Genomic DNA, 16,579 nt, shown 5'->3' on the forward strand with positions numbered 1-16,579 from the left:
GAAAATGAAAATAGCACTCGTTAATTACCCAGATAGCTCGCAAGCCTCCGTATATGGTTTAAGCGAACTCTTCGAGATGGCAAACCGTGCTGCGGCTAAATTGGGCGTTGATGTGCACTTTGAAGTAGAGATATTGGATCACTGGCCAAACACGCACTTCGATGTGAAAACAGCGGTAATGATTCCGCCTAGCGGCACTGGTCAATATTACTTAGAACCAGAGCCAGAGCTACTCGACTGGTTAAATGTCCAATATAGAAAAGGTGCGATTTTAGCCTCCGCCTGCGCTGGTACTTTTATTCTTGCTCAAACCCAGTTGTTGACCAATAAGTCTTGTACAACACACTGGGGCTTAGCTCCTTCATTAGCGAGTCAGTTTCCCGATATCCACGTAAGACAAGAAGCCATCCTTATTAACGAAGGAACGATCATTACGGCTGGGGGTATGATGTCATGGGTGGATTTAGGTTTGGAGCTGGTTTCCTTATTTGCGTCACCGGCAGTAATGCGCCTGTTAGGAAAAATGTTGGTTATTGATACTGGTCCGAGAGAGCAACGCTTTTATCAACAGTTTACTCCAAACTTCCAACATGGTGATGAGGTAATTGTTCAACTACAGCACTATATAAACGATCATTATCAAGGAAAACTGAGCAATAAAGAGCTTGCAGAGTTGAGTTGTTTAACAGAAAGGACATTGCAGCGACGCTTTAAAAAGGCGACAGGTTTCAATGTTAACCAATATATACAAAGCTTAAGAGTACAAAAAGCTTGTGATTTACTTGAGTCGACAACCCTAACATTTGACGCAATATCATTTAGAGTGGGTTACCAAGATGTGAGCGCGTTCAGGAAAATATTTAATAGGATCGTAGGTTTAACACCGAAGTCGTTCAGATCTCGGTTCTGTTCATGAACGCCAGAAGTAAGATAATGTTGGTATTAAACATTTATAACTCAGAAGCAAACACACATATTTTTACAAGCTGGCTTAGCGTGATGAAAAGGGATAACAAGCTAAGCCAACCGTAGCGATCTTCTAAGTATTGAGAACTTTTTAGGATGCTTAAAGTGTTCTCAAATTACAACGACTTGTATAGGCCGCTGTTAATCGAAAAGCTATGTGATTTCCAAAACCAGTTTCCCAATATGTTGCTTGCGTGAAAATACTTCTTGCGCTTGACCTATCTGGTTCAAGGGAAATGACTCCGCGACTAAGGGACGAATTGCGTTCTGTTCGATATAGCGAACCAAGTTACCGAATACTTCTGGTGCCAAAACGGTACAGCCAAATAACGCTAGGTCTTTAAGGTAAAGAGTTCTTACATCCAGCTCGACAATTGGGCCGCCTATGGCGCCGGAAACAGCGTATCTTGATCCTGGCTTTAGTACCTGAAGAAATTGTGGCCACTGCTCTCCTGCGACCAAATCAATCACTACGTCAACGCTGTTTTCTCCGAGAGTCGCCGTTAAATTTGCATCGCGAGGGATAACTTGGTTTGCTCCTAATGCCGTGATCTGTTCTTTCTTTTCTGGGCTGGCGATAGCAATGACGTATGCTCCACGCGCCTTCGCCAGTTGGATTGCGGCAGAGCCAACACCACCGGATGCCCCTGAAATCAGTACGGTATCGCTCGCTGTGACATTAGAGCGGACAAGCATGTTCTCGGCAGTTGAATAAGAACAAGGGAAGGAGGCCAAATCGATATCCGATAAACTACTATTCACAGCAAATGCATGTTTACTGTCAACAACAGTGAACTGAGCAAAGCCACCATCACATTCTGAACCGAAGTACCAAGGCGAGCTAAGTGCTTGACTGTTGAAGCGCGTAATACATGGTTCGATGAGCACACGCTGACCGATTCGTGATGGGCAGATATTCTCACCAACAGCGACGATGGTACCGCATACATCGGCACCTTGGATTCGAGGGAGAGATAGCGCGTCTCCTGACCAACTTGCATCCATGCTATTGGCGTCGTTTTTAGAATACCATGCTGTTCGGGTATTGATGTCGGTGTTATTGACTCCGGCGGCGGCAACTTGGATCAATACATCATCAGGCGAGGGGACTGGCACAGGTATATCATCGCGGTAACGAAGCATATCTGGCCCACCATGACCGATAAGTTGGACGCCTTTCATGACTTTCGGGATTGTGGTCATTGATTGTTCTCCTTCATTAGTTCTAGCAGAGTGTGTTCAGCGGATGCAAAGGCAGCGTGACCGAGAACCGGCCATGCGTTGGATAGACCTTCATGTAACAAGAAGAGTGTGGTTGCGAGGTCTTCTCGCTGACTTAGTTGGACCATAAGCTGACGAACCGCCAATTTGTGTTGTTTTACTGCTTGATTAATAGATAGATTTTCTGGATAGGCTGCTAATGCATTGATGGACATGCAGCCATTCGGTGCAAACTCCTTCATCCAATCCTCGAGGCGAGTGAATAGGTGTAATACAGCCGGTGTTCCATTGGCAGGGGCGTCTTCGAGCAAAAAACTCAAATACCTTTGATGGCGATGCTCGAGAGCTGCAACAATCATCGCTTCCTTGGAGGGGTAGTATTTGTACAGGGTTCTCAGGCTGACTTCGCAGGCGTTTTTGAGTTGGGGTACGCTAGGCTCGGCGAAGCCATACTGACTGAATGCTTTTTCTAGGCTTGCTGCGATTTTTTCTTTCACTATTTGATACACCAGGTAGAACGTTTGTTTTACCTGAGGGTAGAATAAACTTTCTACCTCAGTCAATGGTGTATTTAAACTCTGTATTGAAAGCCCGACGTAATGCCGGGCTAATTTAAGTGATTTTTATCGATTTGGAACGTGAATCAGTGTGCCGTTGCGTGCTGCTCTCCACGCTTGTCTAGCATTCCGCTGAAACGGGTTAGTAGTAGAGCACCTAATACTACGATCGCGCCAATCCAAGGTGTGTGCATCAGCCCAGCGTTGGCCACGATAAGGCCACCGCCCCAAGAGCCCAGTGCAATACCTACGTTAAATGCAGCAATGTTGAGACCAGACGCGACGTCGACTGCATCAGGTGAATATTTCTCTGCTAGTTTGACAACATAAACTTGAAGCCCTGGAACGTTACCAAAGGCAAAGGCACCCCAGACAAGAATGGTCACTACTGCAGAAATTGGATTAAAAGCTGTGACACTAAACACGAGCAATACCACAATTAGGCCCGAGAAAATCGCTGTCAGAGCTTTGATTGGCCCCATAGAGTCGGCCATCTTTCCGCCCCAGATGTTGCCGAATGCGACTGATACACCATAAACCAACATAATTAGGCTGATAGCGCTAGAGCCAAACCCCGAAACTTCTTCCAAAATAGGAGCCAAGTAAGTGAAGGCTGTGAACGTACCACCGTAACCGAGCGCGGTGATTGCGTACACCAAAAGTAGACGAGGCTGAGTCAAGACTTTTACTTGCGATGACAGCTTGGTTGCTGGTGGTTGTTTCAGATTACTCGGCACTAGCAGAGCGCTTCCTATCAGTGCGATGATTCCAAGGATCGCGACGATTAGGAAGGTTGCCTGCCAACCAAATGTCTGGCCAATCCAGGTGCCAAGTGGCACGCCCGTCACTAGAGCTACGGTCAGACCGGTAAACATAATAGCAATTGCGCTAGCGGCTTTTTCTTTTGACACTAGGCCAGTGGCGATAGTCGAGCCGATCGAAAAGAACACACCGTGTGCAAGCCCGGTCAGTATCCTTGCTGTAACTAGTGTGTTGTATCCAGGTGCTTGCCAGGCTAACAGATTGCCAAGAACAAACAGTGCCATAACAGAAAGCAGAACGTACTTTCTTTTCCAGTTACCAGTCAGCGCTGTTAAAACGGGAGCACCAACCGCAACACCAAGTGCGTACAGGCTAACTAAAAGACCCGCTGAAGGTAATGATACGTTGAGGTCGGAGGCCATAGTCGGTATCAGACCGACAATTACAAACTCCGTGGTTCCAATAGCAAAGGCGCTAAGCGTCAATGCAAGTAAAGCTAAAGGCATAACAACTCTCTCTTATAATCATTGAATATGAATGGATAAACGAATAGCCCGTTTCCATGTCGTGTATTATTAAAGAGTTATTCGTTGCGAAAAATGGTGTTTATTACAAAATACTTTTGTTATAAATGATGAAAGTGCGCAGTTAAGAAAGGGGATGAAATGTTAACCCGATCAGATGAATTAGAGATTCTTATGGCAGTTGTGGATAGTGGTGGATTTTCTTCCGCTGCTGATGCACTAGGTATTCAAGTCGCTAGGGTATCTCGTGCGGTTAGTAAAGTTGAATCACAGTTGGGGGTAACCTTGCTGAATCGCACGACACGCAGAGTGGAAGTTACTGAGGAAGGGCATCAGTTTGTTGAAGCGGTTCGCTTAGGTTTACTACAAATACAGCAAGCTGAAGAAGAGATCATCACACGAGGTGAATTACCCAAGGGGTGCTTAAGAGTTGATGCCGCTAGCCCATTTGTTTTACATCAACTCGTGCCGTTAATTCAGCCATTTAAAGAGGCTTATCCTGATATTCAACTCGATCTTACCTCTAATGAGGGTTTTGTGGATCTATTGGAAAAAAGAACCGATGTGGCGATACGTATTGGACGATTATCGGATTCAACACTGCATGCTAAACCTTTAGGAACAAGCCCACTATTTATCGTTGCCACGCCTGGTTATTTATCTAAACGAGGTTTCCCTGAAGCGGTGAGCGATTTGCGCAGTCATAACTTGATCGGTTTTTCTGGCGCTAAAGTGTTAAATCAGTGGCCATTACGAGGGTTTGAGATGATAGAGCCTGATATCCTATCCAGCAGTGGTGAAACGGTTAGACAGTTAGTGTTGGCAGGGAATGGCATTGCATGTTTATCTGGCTTTATGGTGAAAGATGATCTTGATTCTGGACGGTTAGTGGCATTGTTTGAATCGGAAAAAATCACAAATACTGGACGAGAACAGGTCAATGCTGTGTTCTACAAATCTTCTTCAGTCTCTAAGCGTATTTCCGCGTTCATCGACTTTATTCAACCAAGACTTACTTTAAGATAACTCTATTATTGTTGTTTTAACAAAAGAGTTTTGTCGTTATTGCATCTTTTATTTTCCCAAGTGCCAAGCCTAGCGTGCCACCCCTTAGTAAGGTGGCACATATTTTTATTTGATCTTAGTTAAAGCGTGGCAACACGTACTGAGCGATCTGTTCCATTGATTTCTCAATTGGTTGGCTATTACGACGGAAATGCAACCCGATGTGGTTGACTCCTGCTTCTTGCATTTTTTCTAGCTCATCGCTCAAGCCATTGACTCCGGCCTGGATACCAAAATGATGCCGAACGACTGGTGCATTTGGGTTATCGACTAAATCAAGATGAATAAAGCTGGCGTAGGGTTTGTTTCCCGCTACGGAGCGCCAAAGTGCAACGCGGTGTTCATGATCATCAGGTGTGCCTGGGTAGGCGAGCCAGCCGTCTAGGTTTTCTCCTATCCATTGTGGACTTTGCTGCGCTAACCCTGCGACATAGATAGGAATATCAGCAAACTCGGGTAATAACTGTAGATCGTTACCCAGTTTATCATTTTGCGTATCTTTCAAAATCTCTACACTTTCTCGAAAAGCTGAGCCACGGCTGTCAAAGTTGGCATTAAAAACGGGATATTCACTAGGGCGGTCTCCACTAGCCACACCGAGTATCAGGCGGTCACCACTTAACTCGTTGATGGTCGCAGCGGCTTTTTTCACTAGCCAAGGTTGTCTTAACGGTAATACTATCGCTGCTGTCCCTAGTAGAATGTTGTCGGTGCACGCAGAGAGATAGCCAAGATAACTGAACGGTTCATAAATTTGTGCCGCGTCTCCAAAGTTAGGGTCGTACAACGGGACATCTCTCACCCACGCTACGTTAAAGCCTAACTTATCGGCTAACATAATACGCTGTTTATGTGCACTCATGTCTGGTACGCCGAACGGTTTTCGTTGGAGCAGGCGTTTTTTTTGGCCTTCTTGGGTCCAGTCATTATCTAGGGGGAGCTCAACCCCGATGGTGAATCTGTTACTTAAATCTTTATGCATTATGAAGCCTGACTATTACTATGAGTACTAGGAGGCAAGGTGCCTCCCTGATATTCAGGACACTATGAGATTTTTGTTGTGAGAAAAAGCGGCAAAAAGACAAAAGTGTTTTGCCACAAACAGCGGTGGTCTTTAAAGGAACTGGTGGTTCTCTACCTTGATTTCTTGCTTGATGAAGTCAATAAAAGAGCTGATCCGGCGTGAGGTACTGGCATTTTTGTAATACACCGCATGAACGGGCTGTTCGACATTATGCGTGTGTTCACTAAGCACGCCCACTAAGCGACCAGCTTGTCGGTCAGAGTAGGTCATAAAGTCAGACAGGCAAGCTATCCCCGCACCATGTAAGGCTAAACATCTTAGCGTCTCGCCATTATCAGATCTTAGGCTACTCATAATACGCAGAAGTTTGTTCTTATCATCCATGATCGGCCATTCCTTAAGATACTCCGGCTTGTTGAATCCAAGTAGCTTGTGATTGAGTAACTGATCTATTGAGGTTGGAGTACCATGTTGTCTTAAATACTCTGGACTCGCGACGATTCGAATCCGACTTTTACCAAGAAATATCGCGCGCATGGTTGAGTTTTGTAGCTCACCGATACGAAAAGCAATATCGGTTTTTGTTCCCAAAAGGCTAATATTTTCCTCATTGGAATTGAGATCGATTTCGACTTCTGGATACAAGCTCTGATATTTAGCAATGTGCGGCGTTAGTACGTGCAGTAAGAAGGGGGTAGCTGCGTTTATTCGTAGGAGGCCAGAAGGCTTATATTTCTGGCTTTTCAGTTGTGCTTCGGCATTCTCTACTGCTTCTACAATATGTCTGACTTTATCGAGGTATATCGTTCCTTCATTAGTAACATCTAACTTACGGGTTGTGCGATTTAACAAGGTCGTTTCGAGTTTGGCTTCTAGCCGAGATACCGATCGACTCACCGCCGAGACGGTCATCGATAACAGTTCAGCCGCAGAGCTGATTGAACCCGTATCGACCACGGCCATAAAGGTGCGCATTTCATCTAGAGTAGCTTTCATTGTTGAATATATTTCAAATTAGATTTGAGTATTGTTAACTTTACGGAAAGTCTCTTGCGGCGTAAAGTTTTGCTTCGAATCAACTATAAAATCGATAATTCAGGAGATTTAGATGAAAGTACCATCATTTGGCGTCGGAACGTTTCGTTTAGAGGGTGAAGTAGTTAAGGATTCAGTCCGTAATGCGTTAGAAGTGGGTTACCGCGTAATTGATACTGCACAGATTTACGGTAATGAGGCAGAAATCGGTGAAGTATTGACACAGTCCGGTATTGCACGTGATGAGCTATTCATTACGACCAAGATCTGGGTTGATAACATGAACACGGAACAACTCATTCCAAGTCTAAAAGAGAGCTTAGGAAAGCTAAATACAGATTATGTGGATTTGACCTTGATCCACTGGCCTGGCAATAACAATAACTTGAACGAATACATGGCTTCATTACTTGAAGCTAAATCGCAAGGGTTAACCCGTAATATTGGCGTCTCCAACTTTAATATTGACTTGTTGCAACAAGCGATAGAAGTGGTCGGTAAAGAGAATATTGTTACTAACCAAATCGAGCTTAGCCCTTATTTGCAAAATCGTAAGTTGGTCAGCTTCATGCAGGAAAACGATATTCAGGTAACGTCTTACATGACCTTGGCATATGGGAAAGTACTTGAGGACCCAACTATTGCAGGTATTGCTGAGGACTATCAGGCCACGCCAGCTCAAGTCGCGCTTGCTTGGGCTTTGTCAAAAGGTTACGCGGTGATCCCGTCTTCAACTAAACGAGAGAATTTGGCAAGTAACCTGAAAGCACTTGAACTTAATCTGAGTGAAGAGGCGATCGCTAAGATAGATGCGCTGGAAAGAAATGGCCGCGAAGTAAACCCTGAAGGGCTAGCGCCTGAGTGGGATGATTGAGTGAGTTTCACAGGAAATCATTGCCTAAATGACGCCTCTGCAATCGCTGACTTCCTCAGCGTTTGACAGTAGTACAACGCCTGAGACAATAACGGCTAGCTTGTCTGACGATAGCGCGTGCTTTTATCTTTTTGGCCTATTGGTTTATTGTATTCTCCCGGCCTTCAATTTGGCCGGGAGACGTCATTTAGAGATCATTTACCATTCGATTGTAGAGCCATCAAATACGCGGAAGCTTCCGGATTGCTCAAGTGTTAGCTGTTCTGCGACCGAAACAATGCCTGCAACACTTTCCTCGGCAGAAAAGGTTGCGTCCTCACCGCCCATATCGGTTTTTACCCAGCCGGGATGAACTGCGACAGTTTTTACTCCTCGCGATTCGAGATTGCGTGCTGCTGATACTAGAACCTGATTAAGCGCTGCTTTAGATGCTCGATAACTGTACATGTTACCTGAACTGTTATCGCTTAAACTCGCAACTCGGGTTGAGATTCCCACGATGGTTTTGTGCTGACTTTTCGCAACGTTGTCTTGTAGGGCTTGAATTAGCAGGGCAGGTGCGACGGTATTTATGTTTAGTACTTCTAGCCATTTTTTCTGGGTCATTTCGCCAAGCTTTGCACACTCTTCGCCTAATACACCTGCATTAAGAATTAAATGATCGAGCGGACGATCCGCTAATTGAGTGGCTAACTGATCGATATCTTGTTGGTTAGTGACGTCTAGAGCCATCAGTTGAAGTTGATTAGATTGGGTTACTAGTTCATTGAGCTGCTTAGCATTTTCTGGTGAACGACAAGTTGCGATAACTTGCCAACCTTTTCCAAGGTAGTGGCGGACAAATTGCAAGCCTAAGCCACGGTTAGCGCCAGTGATTAATACAGTAGACATCGCTTCTCCTACGTTGTTGAGTTGAACAACGACTATATTAGAGGCGACGTATAAGCATGTAATCAAAACAGTACAAAAATGGCCTAAGATTCGACATTGTCAAACCTTAAAGTTTGAGAAAGATGCTGGCAAAGTGTTTTAGCCTAGTGACCGTCAGTTCGGAGGCAGCACCGCTGACACCTGCAACAGCAACGACCTTACCATCCAAATAAAGGGGGATCGCTAAGCAATTGAGGTTTGGCTCTGCCTCTTCTAAATCGAGTGCGTAACCTGATAATACAACCTGATTAAGTTCAGTTTCTAACGTGGGGGATATTTGGCTTTCAAGGCGCAATGTTCGGCGAAGCTCATCATCAAAACTAAGAAAAACCTTGCCGATCGCAGATGTTGTGAGTCCTTCTCGTTTCCCTCTCGGGCTACGGATAGTAAGAGGGTTATCCTGCTCTATAGCATCGATATACAAGTACTCTTTAGCGCCACTTTGTACAGCGAGGTAAGCAGTGTTGTTAGTCATTTGGGCCATTTTTTTCAGCAATGGAACAAAATGTTGTCGGATAGCTTCGTTTTTTTGTTCAATCGGCTTAGACAGTTCATAGCATCTAAACCCTAGGCTGTAGCTATGGTTGTGTTTGGATACATATCCAAGAGAGTGTAGAGTCGCAAGTAACCCGTGAACAGTCGTCTTATTTAACTGGATCGCATTACTGATCGTCTGTAATGATAGGGGAGACTCACTCATCGAGAGCAACTCGAGGACTAGAAAACCTCGCTCTAGAGACTGAATGTTTTTTCTTGCCTTGGGCACAAAGACTCCTTGATGATGGTGTTGCATCTGAATGGCTTACTGATGCTTCCACCTATAACAAACCACTACGCTGGTGGTTTGGTTTTATTAGAGAATATACTCAGCACTTAAACTGATCGGCTCGTTGTATGCATCCACAAGGGAGTTTTTTCCTTGCTTCTTAGCATTGTATAACGCTTGGTCTAATATCGAATAGAGCTCATCAAAGTTGGTGAGTGGCATTGAGGTTGATAGATAGGCCAGACTCGCAGATATATTCAATTGATGGTTATTAAGCGAATGTACACTCTTTTCTGAAATTGTTTTATGCAGACTTTGTATTCTAAAGGGAACGTCAATCTCATCGACGTTTTTCAATAGCAAGATAAACTCTTCTCCACCTAAACGACCCAAGTACTCTCCCTTATTAAGTTTAGCTTTAAGCGCTTTGCATACCTGTTGTAGTACTAAGTCGCCAGTCGGATGATCATACTGATCATTAATCGCCTTAAAGTCATCTAGATCGATTAATGCTAGAACGTAGCGGAAGTCTCCTTCCGCTTTGGAGGTTTGGCTTTTAATCGTCTCTATAATTGCCGCTCTGTTTAATGCACACGTTAAGCTGTCTATTTTGGCTTTTAAGCGTGTTTGTCGCTGAACCATCAATGCCAGAGCGAGGAGAATCAATAAACAGAAAACAACAAAATTATAAGTGCGTTGTTGGTCTGTGAGTTTTTCAAACTGGTACTGACTTAGAAGAGTTTCGTTGTTCAACTGCGCGACTTGTAGATCATATTCATACTCTTTTTTAGTGAGATCTAGTGCCTCTAACGCCTTGATATTACTCGCGTCTCGGTTCGTTAGTTCAATCGTCGAGTAGGCCTTGTGATGCTCCAGTGCCTTTTTGTAATCATTTTGAGCTTGGTATGCTTTTGAGAGGAGTAATTGGGCTTGCGCTTGCAATAAGGGCCTAGCGTTTTTTACCGCTAATCTTAACGCAATTGTACCGTGTTCAATCGATTTTTCGGGTGTATGGTTCTTTAAATATGCCAATCCAGCAGCCAAATGACCCTCTGTTTCAAGGTGCGTATTCTCATAAGTTTGGGCAATGTTTAATGCTCTTCCAATGTAATCTACCGCGGTATCTAATTGCCCAGAATCGGCCAAAGCAGCAGATAACCCTAAATAGGTCAACCCTTTCCCGTATGGGTAATGAAGTTGTTCGAGAATCGTTAATGCATTTTTGTAGTGGCTGATGGACTTATCGAGTTCTTTGGATTTTCTGTACATCGCTCCTAGACTATGTTCGACTTGCGCAACTTCAAGAGGTGTCCCTTCATCTTGGCGAACCAGTAAGGCTTGAATGAGATATTGCTCTGATTGTTCAAATTGCCCCAGCTCTGCAAGTAAATTGCCGACGTCATTGTAAATCCCTGAAGGATCGCTTTGCGTCGACATGTTGGCCATCAACTGTCGATACAAACTTAAGGCTTTTTCATAGTCACCGCGGTAATTGTAGTTATTTGCTACCACGCGCAAAGCGAGATCAACAGGGAAGTTTTCTTGATGCTTATGATTTAAGTGGCTCTCTAAGGATGAGCAATAAAAGTTTGCTTTGTGATAACGACCTTGTTGATTCAGCGTATAACAAAGTTGATAGTTCATCAGAGCCTTGCCTTCGGAATCGGATATTTTCTTCATTGTCTGTCGCAAAGAAGAAAAGCTATCTACTGAGGCCTCGTAACTACCATGCTTACGTTCATTTAAGGCAAGAATATATTCTGATTCTAATTGAGAAAAATGGTTGTCTAAGACTTGACTGCTGCCGTAGTAAGGCTGATTTATGTTTGACATATATTCATAAATCAATCCACTTACGTAGAGCTTTTCGCTGTCCGATTTCGCTGTATGGTAGCGATCTTGAAGCATGCTCAATGCCGACTCAGGGTTGCTTCGTAGTGTGGTTTGGTAGACAGAGTGCCACTGTGTGATATTTTGGTTTGGTTCAATATCTTGAGTGTCGCTTGCATATACTGGAGTGAGCAAAAGTGACGCAAGCAAGGGATAGAGCACGCGCATGTTTAAACGAGCCTTTAATTTAAGGTGCCTTTAAAGTTGAGTTATCATAGCGCTTTTAACGCATCAGCGTTGTGATTAAGTTGGGTGTACTAAGAAAAAGAGCAGTAAAACTATGCACTTGGTCGAGATATTGAAAGAAGAGGCATAAAAAGAAAGACCTCAACATAAAGTTGAGGTCAGAAATCTTTAATCAATGTAAAGCTTTGCTAGATCTTGAGGCTCCATTTCTTTGCCTTCTAACTGATCGTTCCAGTTAGTTCCAACAAGAACACCATCTTCAGCAAGAGTCAAAAGCCAATCTTCAACAAAGATATCTAATGGGATTTCTAGTACAGTAAAATCTGCCCATTCTTCAACATTATGTGCTTCTGCATCTTCTTTAGAAGACCAGAAAGGCATGACTTCGCTGTTTTCGAATTCAGTTGAATCGCAAGATAGCCAACCTTCTTCATTGCGTAAACCCCAAACCAATTGGTTTTCTTTCGTTTCTGCAACAAAAAGGTCAAGGTTCGCTTGGATATCTGATGTAAGTTTGCTCATTTCAAAACTCTCGTTGTTATGACGTGGCTAGAGTAACACTAAAGTGCCGATTCCTAAAGCATAATACGGTTGTCGAAATGAGTAAAAATAAAGGAGCCGAAGCTCCTTTTCTGAGGTTAAGTATTCACTCGTTTTTGTTTGCTTTGTGCTTGCAGAGCAAACAAAAACAGGTACTTTACCTTTCTGGAAGAGTTGTGAATATTGTCCACTCTCTTTTTATCTCGCCTTTGTAACCAACGACTGATGCGGTTACTCGACGATTTAAAGCATGGCTGACTTCATCGGTCCCTTGCTGTGCTAAGTGAGTGTCACCAAAACCAACAATGCGGACTCTACTCGGTTCGATGTCGTAGCTTAGTAGGGCTTCACGGACATTGCGTGCTCGTCTTTCAGAAAGATCTTGGTTATGCTTTGAACCACCAACTTTACTAGCATAGCCGTGCAGCTCTATCGAAGTAGTAGGGTACTCTTTTAAAAAGTCGGAAAGCTCTCGGACTTGTCTTCTGAAGACTGGATTGATCTCATCAGAGTCGTTAGCAAAAAGTATCCGCACTTGCATGTTATCTGATGCTTTAATGTATTCTCCACAACCGTCGTTGTCGACCTCTGAGCCTTCAGGTGTACCTGGGCACATATCTCGAGCATTGATGACACCATCGTTATCGTCATCTTGCAAATCTGCTATTTGTTCTGCATTTGGTACAGGACGATACTCATATTCGTCTTCAGCAACAACGTGTTGAGTGATGGCGAGCATACCCAATGCAAATAGAATCTTCACTGGTTTCATGATCAGTACTCCACCTTTTCATTCCATTCTGTAGGTACATCGACACGCAAGGCATTTAACAATTGTCCTGTCGCGTTCATAACGCGGTACTTGGCGTACTGCTCTGAGTATCGAGCATCCAAGTAGTTCTTTCTCGCTTCGAAAAGTTCGTTTTCAGTATTTAACAAGTCCAGCAGAGTGCGTTTTCCAATGCGATACTGCTTTTCGTAGGCGATGACAGTTTCAGAGGCCGAATCTACGTGATCCGCTAGGAACTCTTTTTGTTGAAGTGTTAAATCTAACGCACTCCAAGATAGACGAAGACCTTCTTCTACTTGGCGGTATGCACGTTCTCTTAGGTCTTTTGCTTTATTTAGTTGGTAGGCAAAACTTTCAGCGTTGGCTACGTCACTACCACCGTTAAAGAGGTTGTAACGCATACGTAACATTGCTGTTGTCTCTTCGCTGCTTCCTTCGATACCGCTTGCATCATCACGCCATGTTTGAGCCGCTTCTACCGATATCGTTGGGTAGTAAGTTCCCTTAGATTGCTTGTATTGGAACTTTGCAGAGTCCACATCAGCTACCGAAATTTTGATTACTGGATGTGACTCGAATGCCAAGTCAATCGCTTCATCGATGGTGTAGGGAATAAAGTTTTGGTCCGCTCTTGGGAAAATCAATCCTTGTGGTGACTGTCCGACAAGGCGTGTAAAGGTGGTGTGGCTGTCATATAAGTTGTTCTGAGCTGCCACCAAGTTACCGTGAGCCTTTGCTAAACGAGCCTCTACCTGGGTTAGGTCTGCTGTAGAACCGATACCTGAGTTAACTCGCTTTTTAATGTCTTCATAGATCTTCTTATGCACTTTCAAGTTATTCTCGGAAAGTGTAAGAATTTCATAAGCTTTTACTGAGTCTAAATAAACTTTCGCGACCTCTAGAGCGGTGTCTTGGGCATCAGCTAGAAGTTGATAACGGACCGATTCAGCATCAGCTGCTGTTCGATCCATATCATTAAGTGTCGCTGAGCCATCCCATATTAGCTGGGTTAGTGTCACGGTGGCTTCTTTTCTTGTCAGATCGGTTGAATCTCGCCCTGACTCTGCGGGTTTGATTCCTTCGTAACCGATACCGGCATCTAAGTCTACGGATGGGAGGTAAGCACCACCAGATGCTTCATTCACATACTGCTTGCTAACGAATTCATTGAACGCACTTTTGATGTCAGGATTGGTTTTTAATGTGTTTTCAACCGCTTGCTCTAGCGTTTGCCCAAAAGCATGACTAGCGGTGAACATACCAATACAAAAGGCGTTGGCACGAGTCCACTTCACTGTGATTCTCCTAGATAATGGTAAAAATTCTCGAGGTGATAGGGCTTATAAGTGGAATACTTATAAGGGCGTCAATAATTTAGCGCACAATAACATTAATATGCGATGAAGTAACCTGTTGATTCGCTGTTCATTTGTTTCAATTTTGATAAATCAACCTACTAAATCTGCCTGAAACTTGAATTAAGATCTCAAATTAAAGATGAAGGTAATAGCTAGGAACGTGTGTCCAGATTTTAATAAAATAAAACACTTATGCATCTGGATTCTTATTGATGTATGACACATAATTACTTTATTGAGCATCAAATTGCTGTTATTGCACTATATATTCGGGCAATATATAGCAAATTAGTATTGTTAGTCAAAAACTTGACAGTTATTTAGGGTTAAGGTTTATATGGATCGTACAGCATTAGTGCCACTCGGTAATCAAGTCGTCGTAATAGGTTTGGATGGGCAGCTGAGAGTCCTTGCAGAAGGACAGCAGCCTCTACCAGGTGAAGTGATAGTGGCAATGACAGATGCTGCGCCTCAAGACCTGAAAATTCAGCTTGCTCAAGAGCAAGGTTTAAAAGATATTTCAGACGATGTAGCACAGATTATTAGTGCTATTGAGCAAGGTCAAGACCCTTCTGCTATTGATGAAGAACTCGCACCTGCAGCGGGTGAAAATAGTGGCTCCAGTTTGCAAAATAGTGCCACGATTGTACGAGATGGTACTGAAGTGCTAGCCTCAACAAACTTTGAAACTATTGGCTTAGAATCCCTCGGCTTATCTGAAACTCAAGCGTTGACCTTAAATGATTTCTTCACAACAGGTATCGAGACAAGTGGGGATGGCTCAAGTAAGCCACTTACTAATTCTCCAGTGACATTAAGCGCTGTTGAGGAAGATAGCGATCCAATCACGATAACTACTGAAGAATTACTATCGAACGTCAATATTGATGATGCCGATACTCTTGTCATTACAAACGTCACTATTGAGAGTGGGAATGGCACCTTAATTGATAACAGCGATGGATCTTGGACTTACATTCCAGAGGCTGACGATGACACTGAAGTGTCATTCTCCTATGACATTATTGATAACGATGGCGGTGTTATTAATGGCACTGCTAACTTAGATATTACGCCTGTTAATGACGCGCCAATAGCAACTAATGATGCGATTCAAACTGACGAGGATTCCCAGGTTGTAATTGATGTGCTCGCTAACGACAGTGATATTGAAGGTGATGATTTAATCATTACCTCTGCTTCTGTACCAGAAGAGCAAGGTATCGTTGAGATTATCGATGGTAAGCTTGTTTTCACTCCGGCTGAAAATTTCAACGGTAATGCAACGATTAGCTACACCATCTCAGATGGTGAGTTAGAGGATGAAGCTCAAGTTTCGGTAACAGTAAACTCAGTTAACGATGCGCCTATTGCCTCTAATGATACAACAATTACAGAGGAAGATAGCTCAGTAACGATTGATGTCCTGCCAAACGACACCGATATTGATGGCGATACGCTGTCGATTGAATCGGCGTCCGTACCTGAAGCGCAAGGCACAGTCGAGATTGTTGATGGCAAACTGGTCTTCACACCGGCTGAGAACTTCCATGGCGATGCTGAAATTACTTACACCGTGACCGATGGTGCACTGACCGACCAAGCGACGGTTAACGTCACGGTGAATGCGGTGAACGACACACCTGTGGTTGAAAGCAACCTCGCAGACCAAACCTTGGCAGAAGACTTTACGCCATACAGCATCGATCTAAACACCGCTTTCAGTGATGTGGATAATGTGGATGGCGAGTTAACGTTTAGCGTCTCTGGTAATAGCAACATTCAAGTGGCGATCGTCAACGGTATTGCTACGTTCACTCCAACCGCAGACTGGAACGGCTCAGAAGCGTTAACCTTTACTGCCACCGATCCAAGCGGTGAAAGCGTCAGCCAAACGGTGAACTTCACAGTAGCGCCTGTGGCGGACATCGTGGCAGATAAAGCGACGGTTGTGGAAGACACGCCGACCATCATCAAGGTCTTAGGTAACGACACGTTCGAAGGCAACGACAACGTGGTGTCGCTGGATACCAATAACGGTCCAGCCAACGGCACGGTCTCGGTCAACCCGGATGGCAGCGTCACTTACAC

15 protein-coding genes are annotated in these 16,579 nt (G+C 44.0%); 4 read left to right on the plus strand and 11 right to left on the minus strand.

Features of this window, described 5'->3' with window-relative positions:
- Nucleotides 1–4: 4 nt before the first annotated feature.
- Nucleotides 5–916, plus strand: a complete 912-nt coding sequence (locus R8N28_RS11860; protein ID WP_065274556.1) for a GlxA family transcriptional regulator — start codon at nucleotides 5–7, stop codon at nucleotides 914–916.
- Nucleotides 917–1,119: 203 nt separating this feature from the next.
- Here R8N28_RS11860 and R8N28_RS11865 read toward each other — a convergent pair whose 3' ends face one another.
- From R8N28_RS11865 to R8N28_RS11875, 3 genes are all read right to left on the minus strand, one after another.
- Nucleotides 1,120–2,169, minus strand: coding sequence for an alcohol dehydrogenase family protein (locus R8N28_RS11865; protein WP_065274555.1), 1,050 nt, complete (start codon nucleotides 2,167–2,169; stop codon nucleotides 1,120–1,122).
- The gene (locus R8N28_RS11870; RefSeq protein WP_031777252.1) at nucleotides 2,166–2,687 is read right to left on the minus strand and encodes a TetR/AcrR family transcriptional regulator; all 522 of its coding nucleotides are present in this window, start codon (nucleotides 2,685–2,687) and stop codon (nucleotides 2,166–2,168) included. Before R8N28_RS11870 ends, R8N28_RS11865 begins: the two co-directional genes overlap by 4 nt.
- Before the next feature lie 143 nt (nucleotides 2,688–2,830).
- On the minus strand, nucleotides 2,831–4,012 hold the full coding sequence (locus R8N28_RS11875) for an MFS transporter (protein ID WP_017635963.1): 1,182 nt from the start codon (nucleotides 4,010–4,012) through the stop codon (nucleotides 2,831–2,833).
- A 159-nt stretch (nucleotides 4,013–4,171) separates the two neighbouring features.
- Here R8N28_RS11875 and R8N28_RS11880 point away from each other — a divergent pair, with 159 nt between their 5' ends.
- The gene (locus R8N28_RS11880) at nucleotides 4,172–5,056 is read left to right on the plus strand and encodes a LysR family transcriptional regulator (protein WP_065274554.1); all 885 of its coding nucleotides are present in this window, start codon (nucleotides 4,172–4,174) and stop codon (nucleotides 5,054–5,056) included.
- 115 nt (nucleotides 5,057–5,171) lie between these two features.
- Here R8N28_RS11880 and R8N28_RS11885 read toward each other — a convergent pair whose 3' ends face one another.
- Nucleotides 5,172–6,077, minus strand: coding sequence for a TIGR03571 family LLM class oxidoreductase (locus tag R8N28_RS11885; RefSeq protein WP_065274553.1), 906 nt, complete (start codon nucleotides 6,075–6,077; stop codon nucleotides 5,172–5,174).
- A gap of 132 nt (nucleotides 6,078–6,209) precedes the next feature.
- Nucleotides 6,210–7,115, minus strand: coding sequence for a LysR family transcriptional regulator (locus R8N28_RS11890; protein WP_005377343.1), 906 nt, complete (start codon nucleotides 7,113–7,115; stop codon nucleotides 6,210–6,212).
- A 112-nt stretch (nucleotides 7,116–7,227) separates the two neighbouring features.
- Between R8N28_RS11890 and dkgB the strand changes: the two genes are divergently transcribed.
- A complete protein-coding gene (gene dkgB, locus R8N28_RS11895) occupies nucleotides 7,228–8,028 on the plus strand; it encodes a 2,5-didehydrogluconate reductase DkgB (RefSeq protein ID WP_065274552.1) in 801 nt (266 codons plus the stop codon).
- Between the two features lie 198 nt (nucleotides 8,029–8,226).
- On the opposite strand, the gene R8N28_RS11900 is transcribed toward dkgB, so the two are convergent.
- From R8N28_RS11900 to R8N28_RS11925, 6 genes are all read right to left on the minus strand, one after another.
- A complete protein-coding gene (locus R8N28_RS11900) occupies nucleotides 8,227–8,919 on the minus strand; it encodes an SDR family oxidoreductase (RefSeq protein WP_054730597.1) in 693 nt (230 codons plus the stop codon).
- A gap of 106 nt (nucleotides 8,920–9,025) precedes the next feature.
- Nucleotides 9,026–9,724 (minus strand): IclR family transcriptional regulator, encoded by a 699-nt coding sequence (locus tag R8N28_RS11905; RefSeq protein ID WP_065274551.1) that lies wholly within the window; start codon nucleotides 9,722–9,724, stop codon nucleotides 9,026–9,028.
- 87 nt (nucleotides 9,725–9,811) lie between these two features.
- Nucleotides 9,812–11,782: a diguanylate cyclase domain-containing protein gene (locus R8N28_RS11910; protein ID WP_065274550.1), complete on the minus strand. Its 1,971-nt coding sequence runs from the start codon at nucleotides 11,780–11,782 to the stop codon at nucleotides 9,812–9,814.
- Nucleotides 11,783–11,968: 186 nt separating this feature from the next.
- Complete coding sequence (locus tag R8N28_RS11915) at nucleotides 11,969–12,322, minus strand: DUF2750 domain-containing protein (protein ID WP_005377352.1); 354 nt, start codon at nucleotides 12,320–12,322, stop codon at nucleotides 11,969–11,971.
- Between the two features lie 175 nt (nucleotides 12,323–12,497).
- On the minus strand, nucleotides 12,498–13,112 hold the full coding sequence (locus R8N28_RS11920; RefSeq protein ID WP_005377354.1) for an OmpA family protein: 615 nt from the start codon (nucleotides 13,110–13,112) through the stop codon (nucleotides 12,498–12,500).
- Between the two features lie 2 nt (nucleotides 13,113–13,114).
- The gene (locus tag R8N28_RS11925) at nucleotides 13,115–14,425 is read right to left on the minus strand and encodes a TolC family outer membrane protein (RefSeq protein ID WP_017635971.1); all 1,311 of its coding nucleotides are present in this window, start codon (nucleotides 14,423–14,425) and stop codon (nucleotides 13,115–13,117) included.
- Between the two features lie 400 nt (nucleotides 14,426–14,825).
- On the opposite strand from R8N28_RS11925, the gene R8N28_RS11930 reads away from it, so the two are divergent.
- Nucleotides 14,826–16,579, plus strand: a 1,754-nt coding sequence (locus tag R8N28_RS11930) for a cadherin-like domain-containing protein (RefSeq protein ID WP_318128724.1), incomplete at its 3' end; no start/stop codon positions are given.

It is taken from the genome of Vibrio sp. Vb1554, assembly GCF_033344235.1.

What these genes read in the sequence shown, in the direction of transcription:
- R8N28_RS11860 (WP_065274556.1), top strand. Translation starts at nt 5, where the DNA reads ATGAAAATAGCACTCGTTAATTACCCAGATAGCTCGCAAGCCTCCGTA.
- R8N28_RS11865 (WP_065274555.1), bottom strand. Translation starts at nt 2,169, where the DNA reads ATGACCACAATCCCGAAAGTCATGAAAGGCGTCCAACTTATCGGTCAT.
- R8N28_RS11875 (WP_017635963.1), bottom strand. Translation starts at nt 4,012, where the DNA reads ATGCCTTTAGCTTTACTTGCATTGACGCTTAGCGCCTTTGCTATTGGA.
- R8N28_RS11880 (WP_065274554.1), top strand. Translation starts at nt 4,172, where the DNA reads ATGTTAACCCGATCAGATGAATTAGAGATTCTTATGGCAGTTGTGGAT.
- R8N28_RS11885 (WP_065274553.1), bottom strand. Translation starts at nt 6,077, where the DNA reads ATGCATAAAGATTTAAGTAACAGATTCACCATCGGGGTTGAGCTCCCC.
- R8N28_RS11890 (WP_005377343.1), bottom strand. Translation starts at nt 7,115, where the DNA reads ATGAAAGCTACTCTAGATGAAATGCGCACCTTTATGGCCGTGGTCGAT.
- dkgB (WP_065274552.1), top strand. Translation starts at nt 7,228, where the DNA reads ATGAAAGTACCATCATTTGGCGTCGGAACGTTTCGTTTAGAGGGTGAA.
- R8N28_RS11900 (WP_054730597.1), bottom strand. Translation starts at nt 8,919, where the DNA reads ATGTCTACTGTATTAATCACTGGCGCTAACCGTGGCTTAGGCTTGCAA.
- R8N28_RS11910 (WP_065274550.1), bottom strand. Translation starts at nt 11,782, where the DNA reads ATGCGCGTGCTCTATCCCTTGCTTGCGTCACTTTTGCTCACTCCAGTA.
- R8N28_RS11915 (WP_005377352.1), bottom strand. Translation starts at nt 12,322, where the DNA reads ATGAGCAAACTTACATCAGATATCCAAGCGAACCTTGACCTTTTTGTT.
- R8N28_RS11920 (WP_005377354.1), bottom strand. Translation starts at nt 13,112, where the DNA reads ATGAAACCAGTGAAGATTCTATTTGCATTGGGTATGCTCGCCATCACT.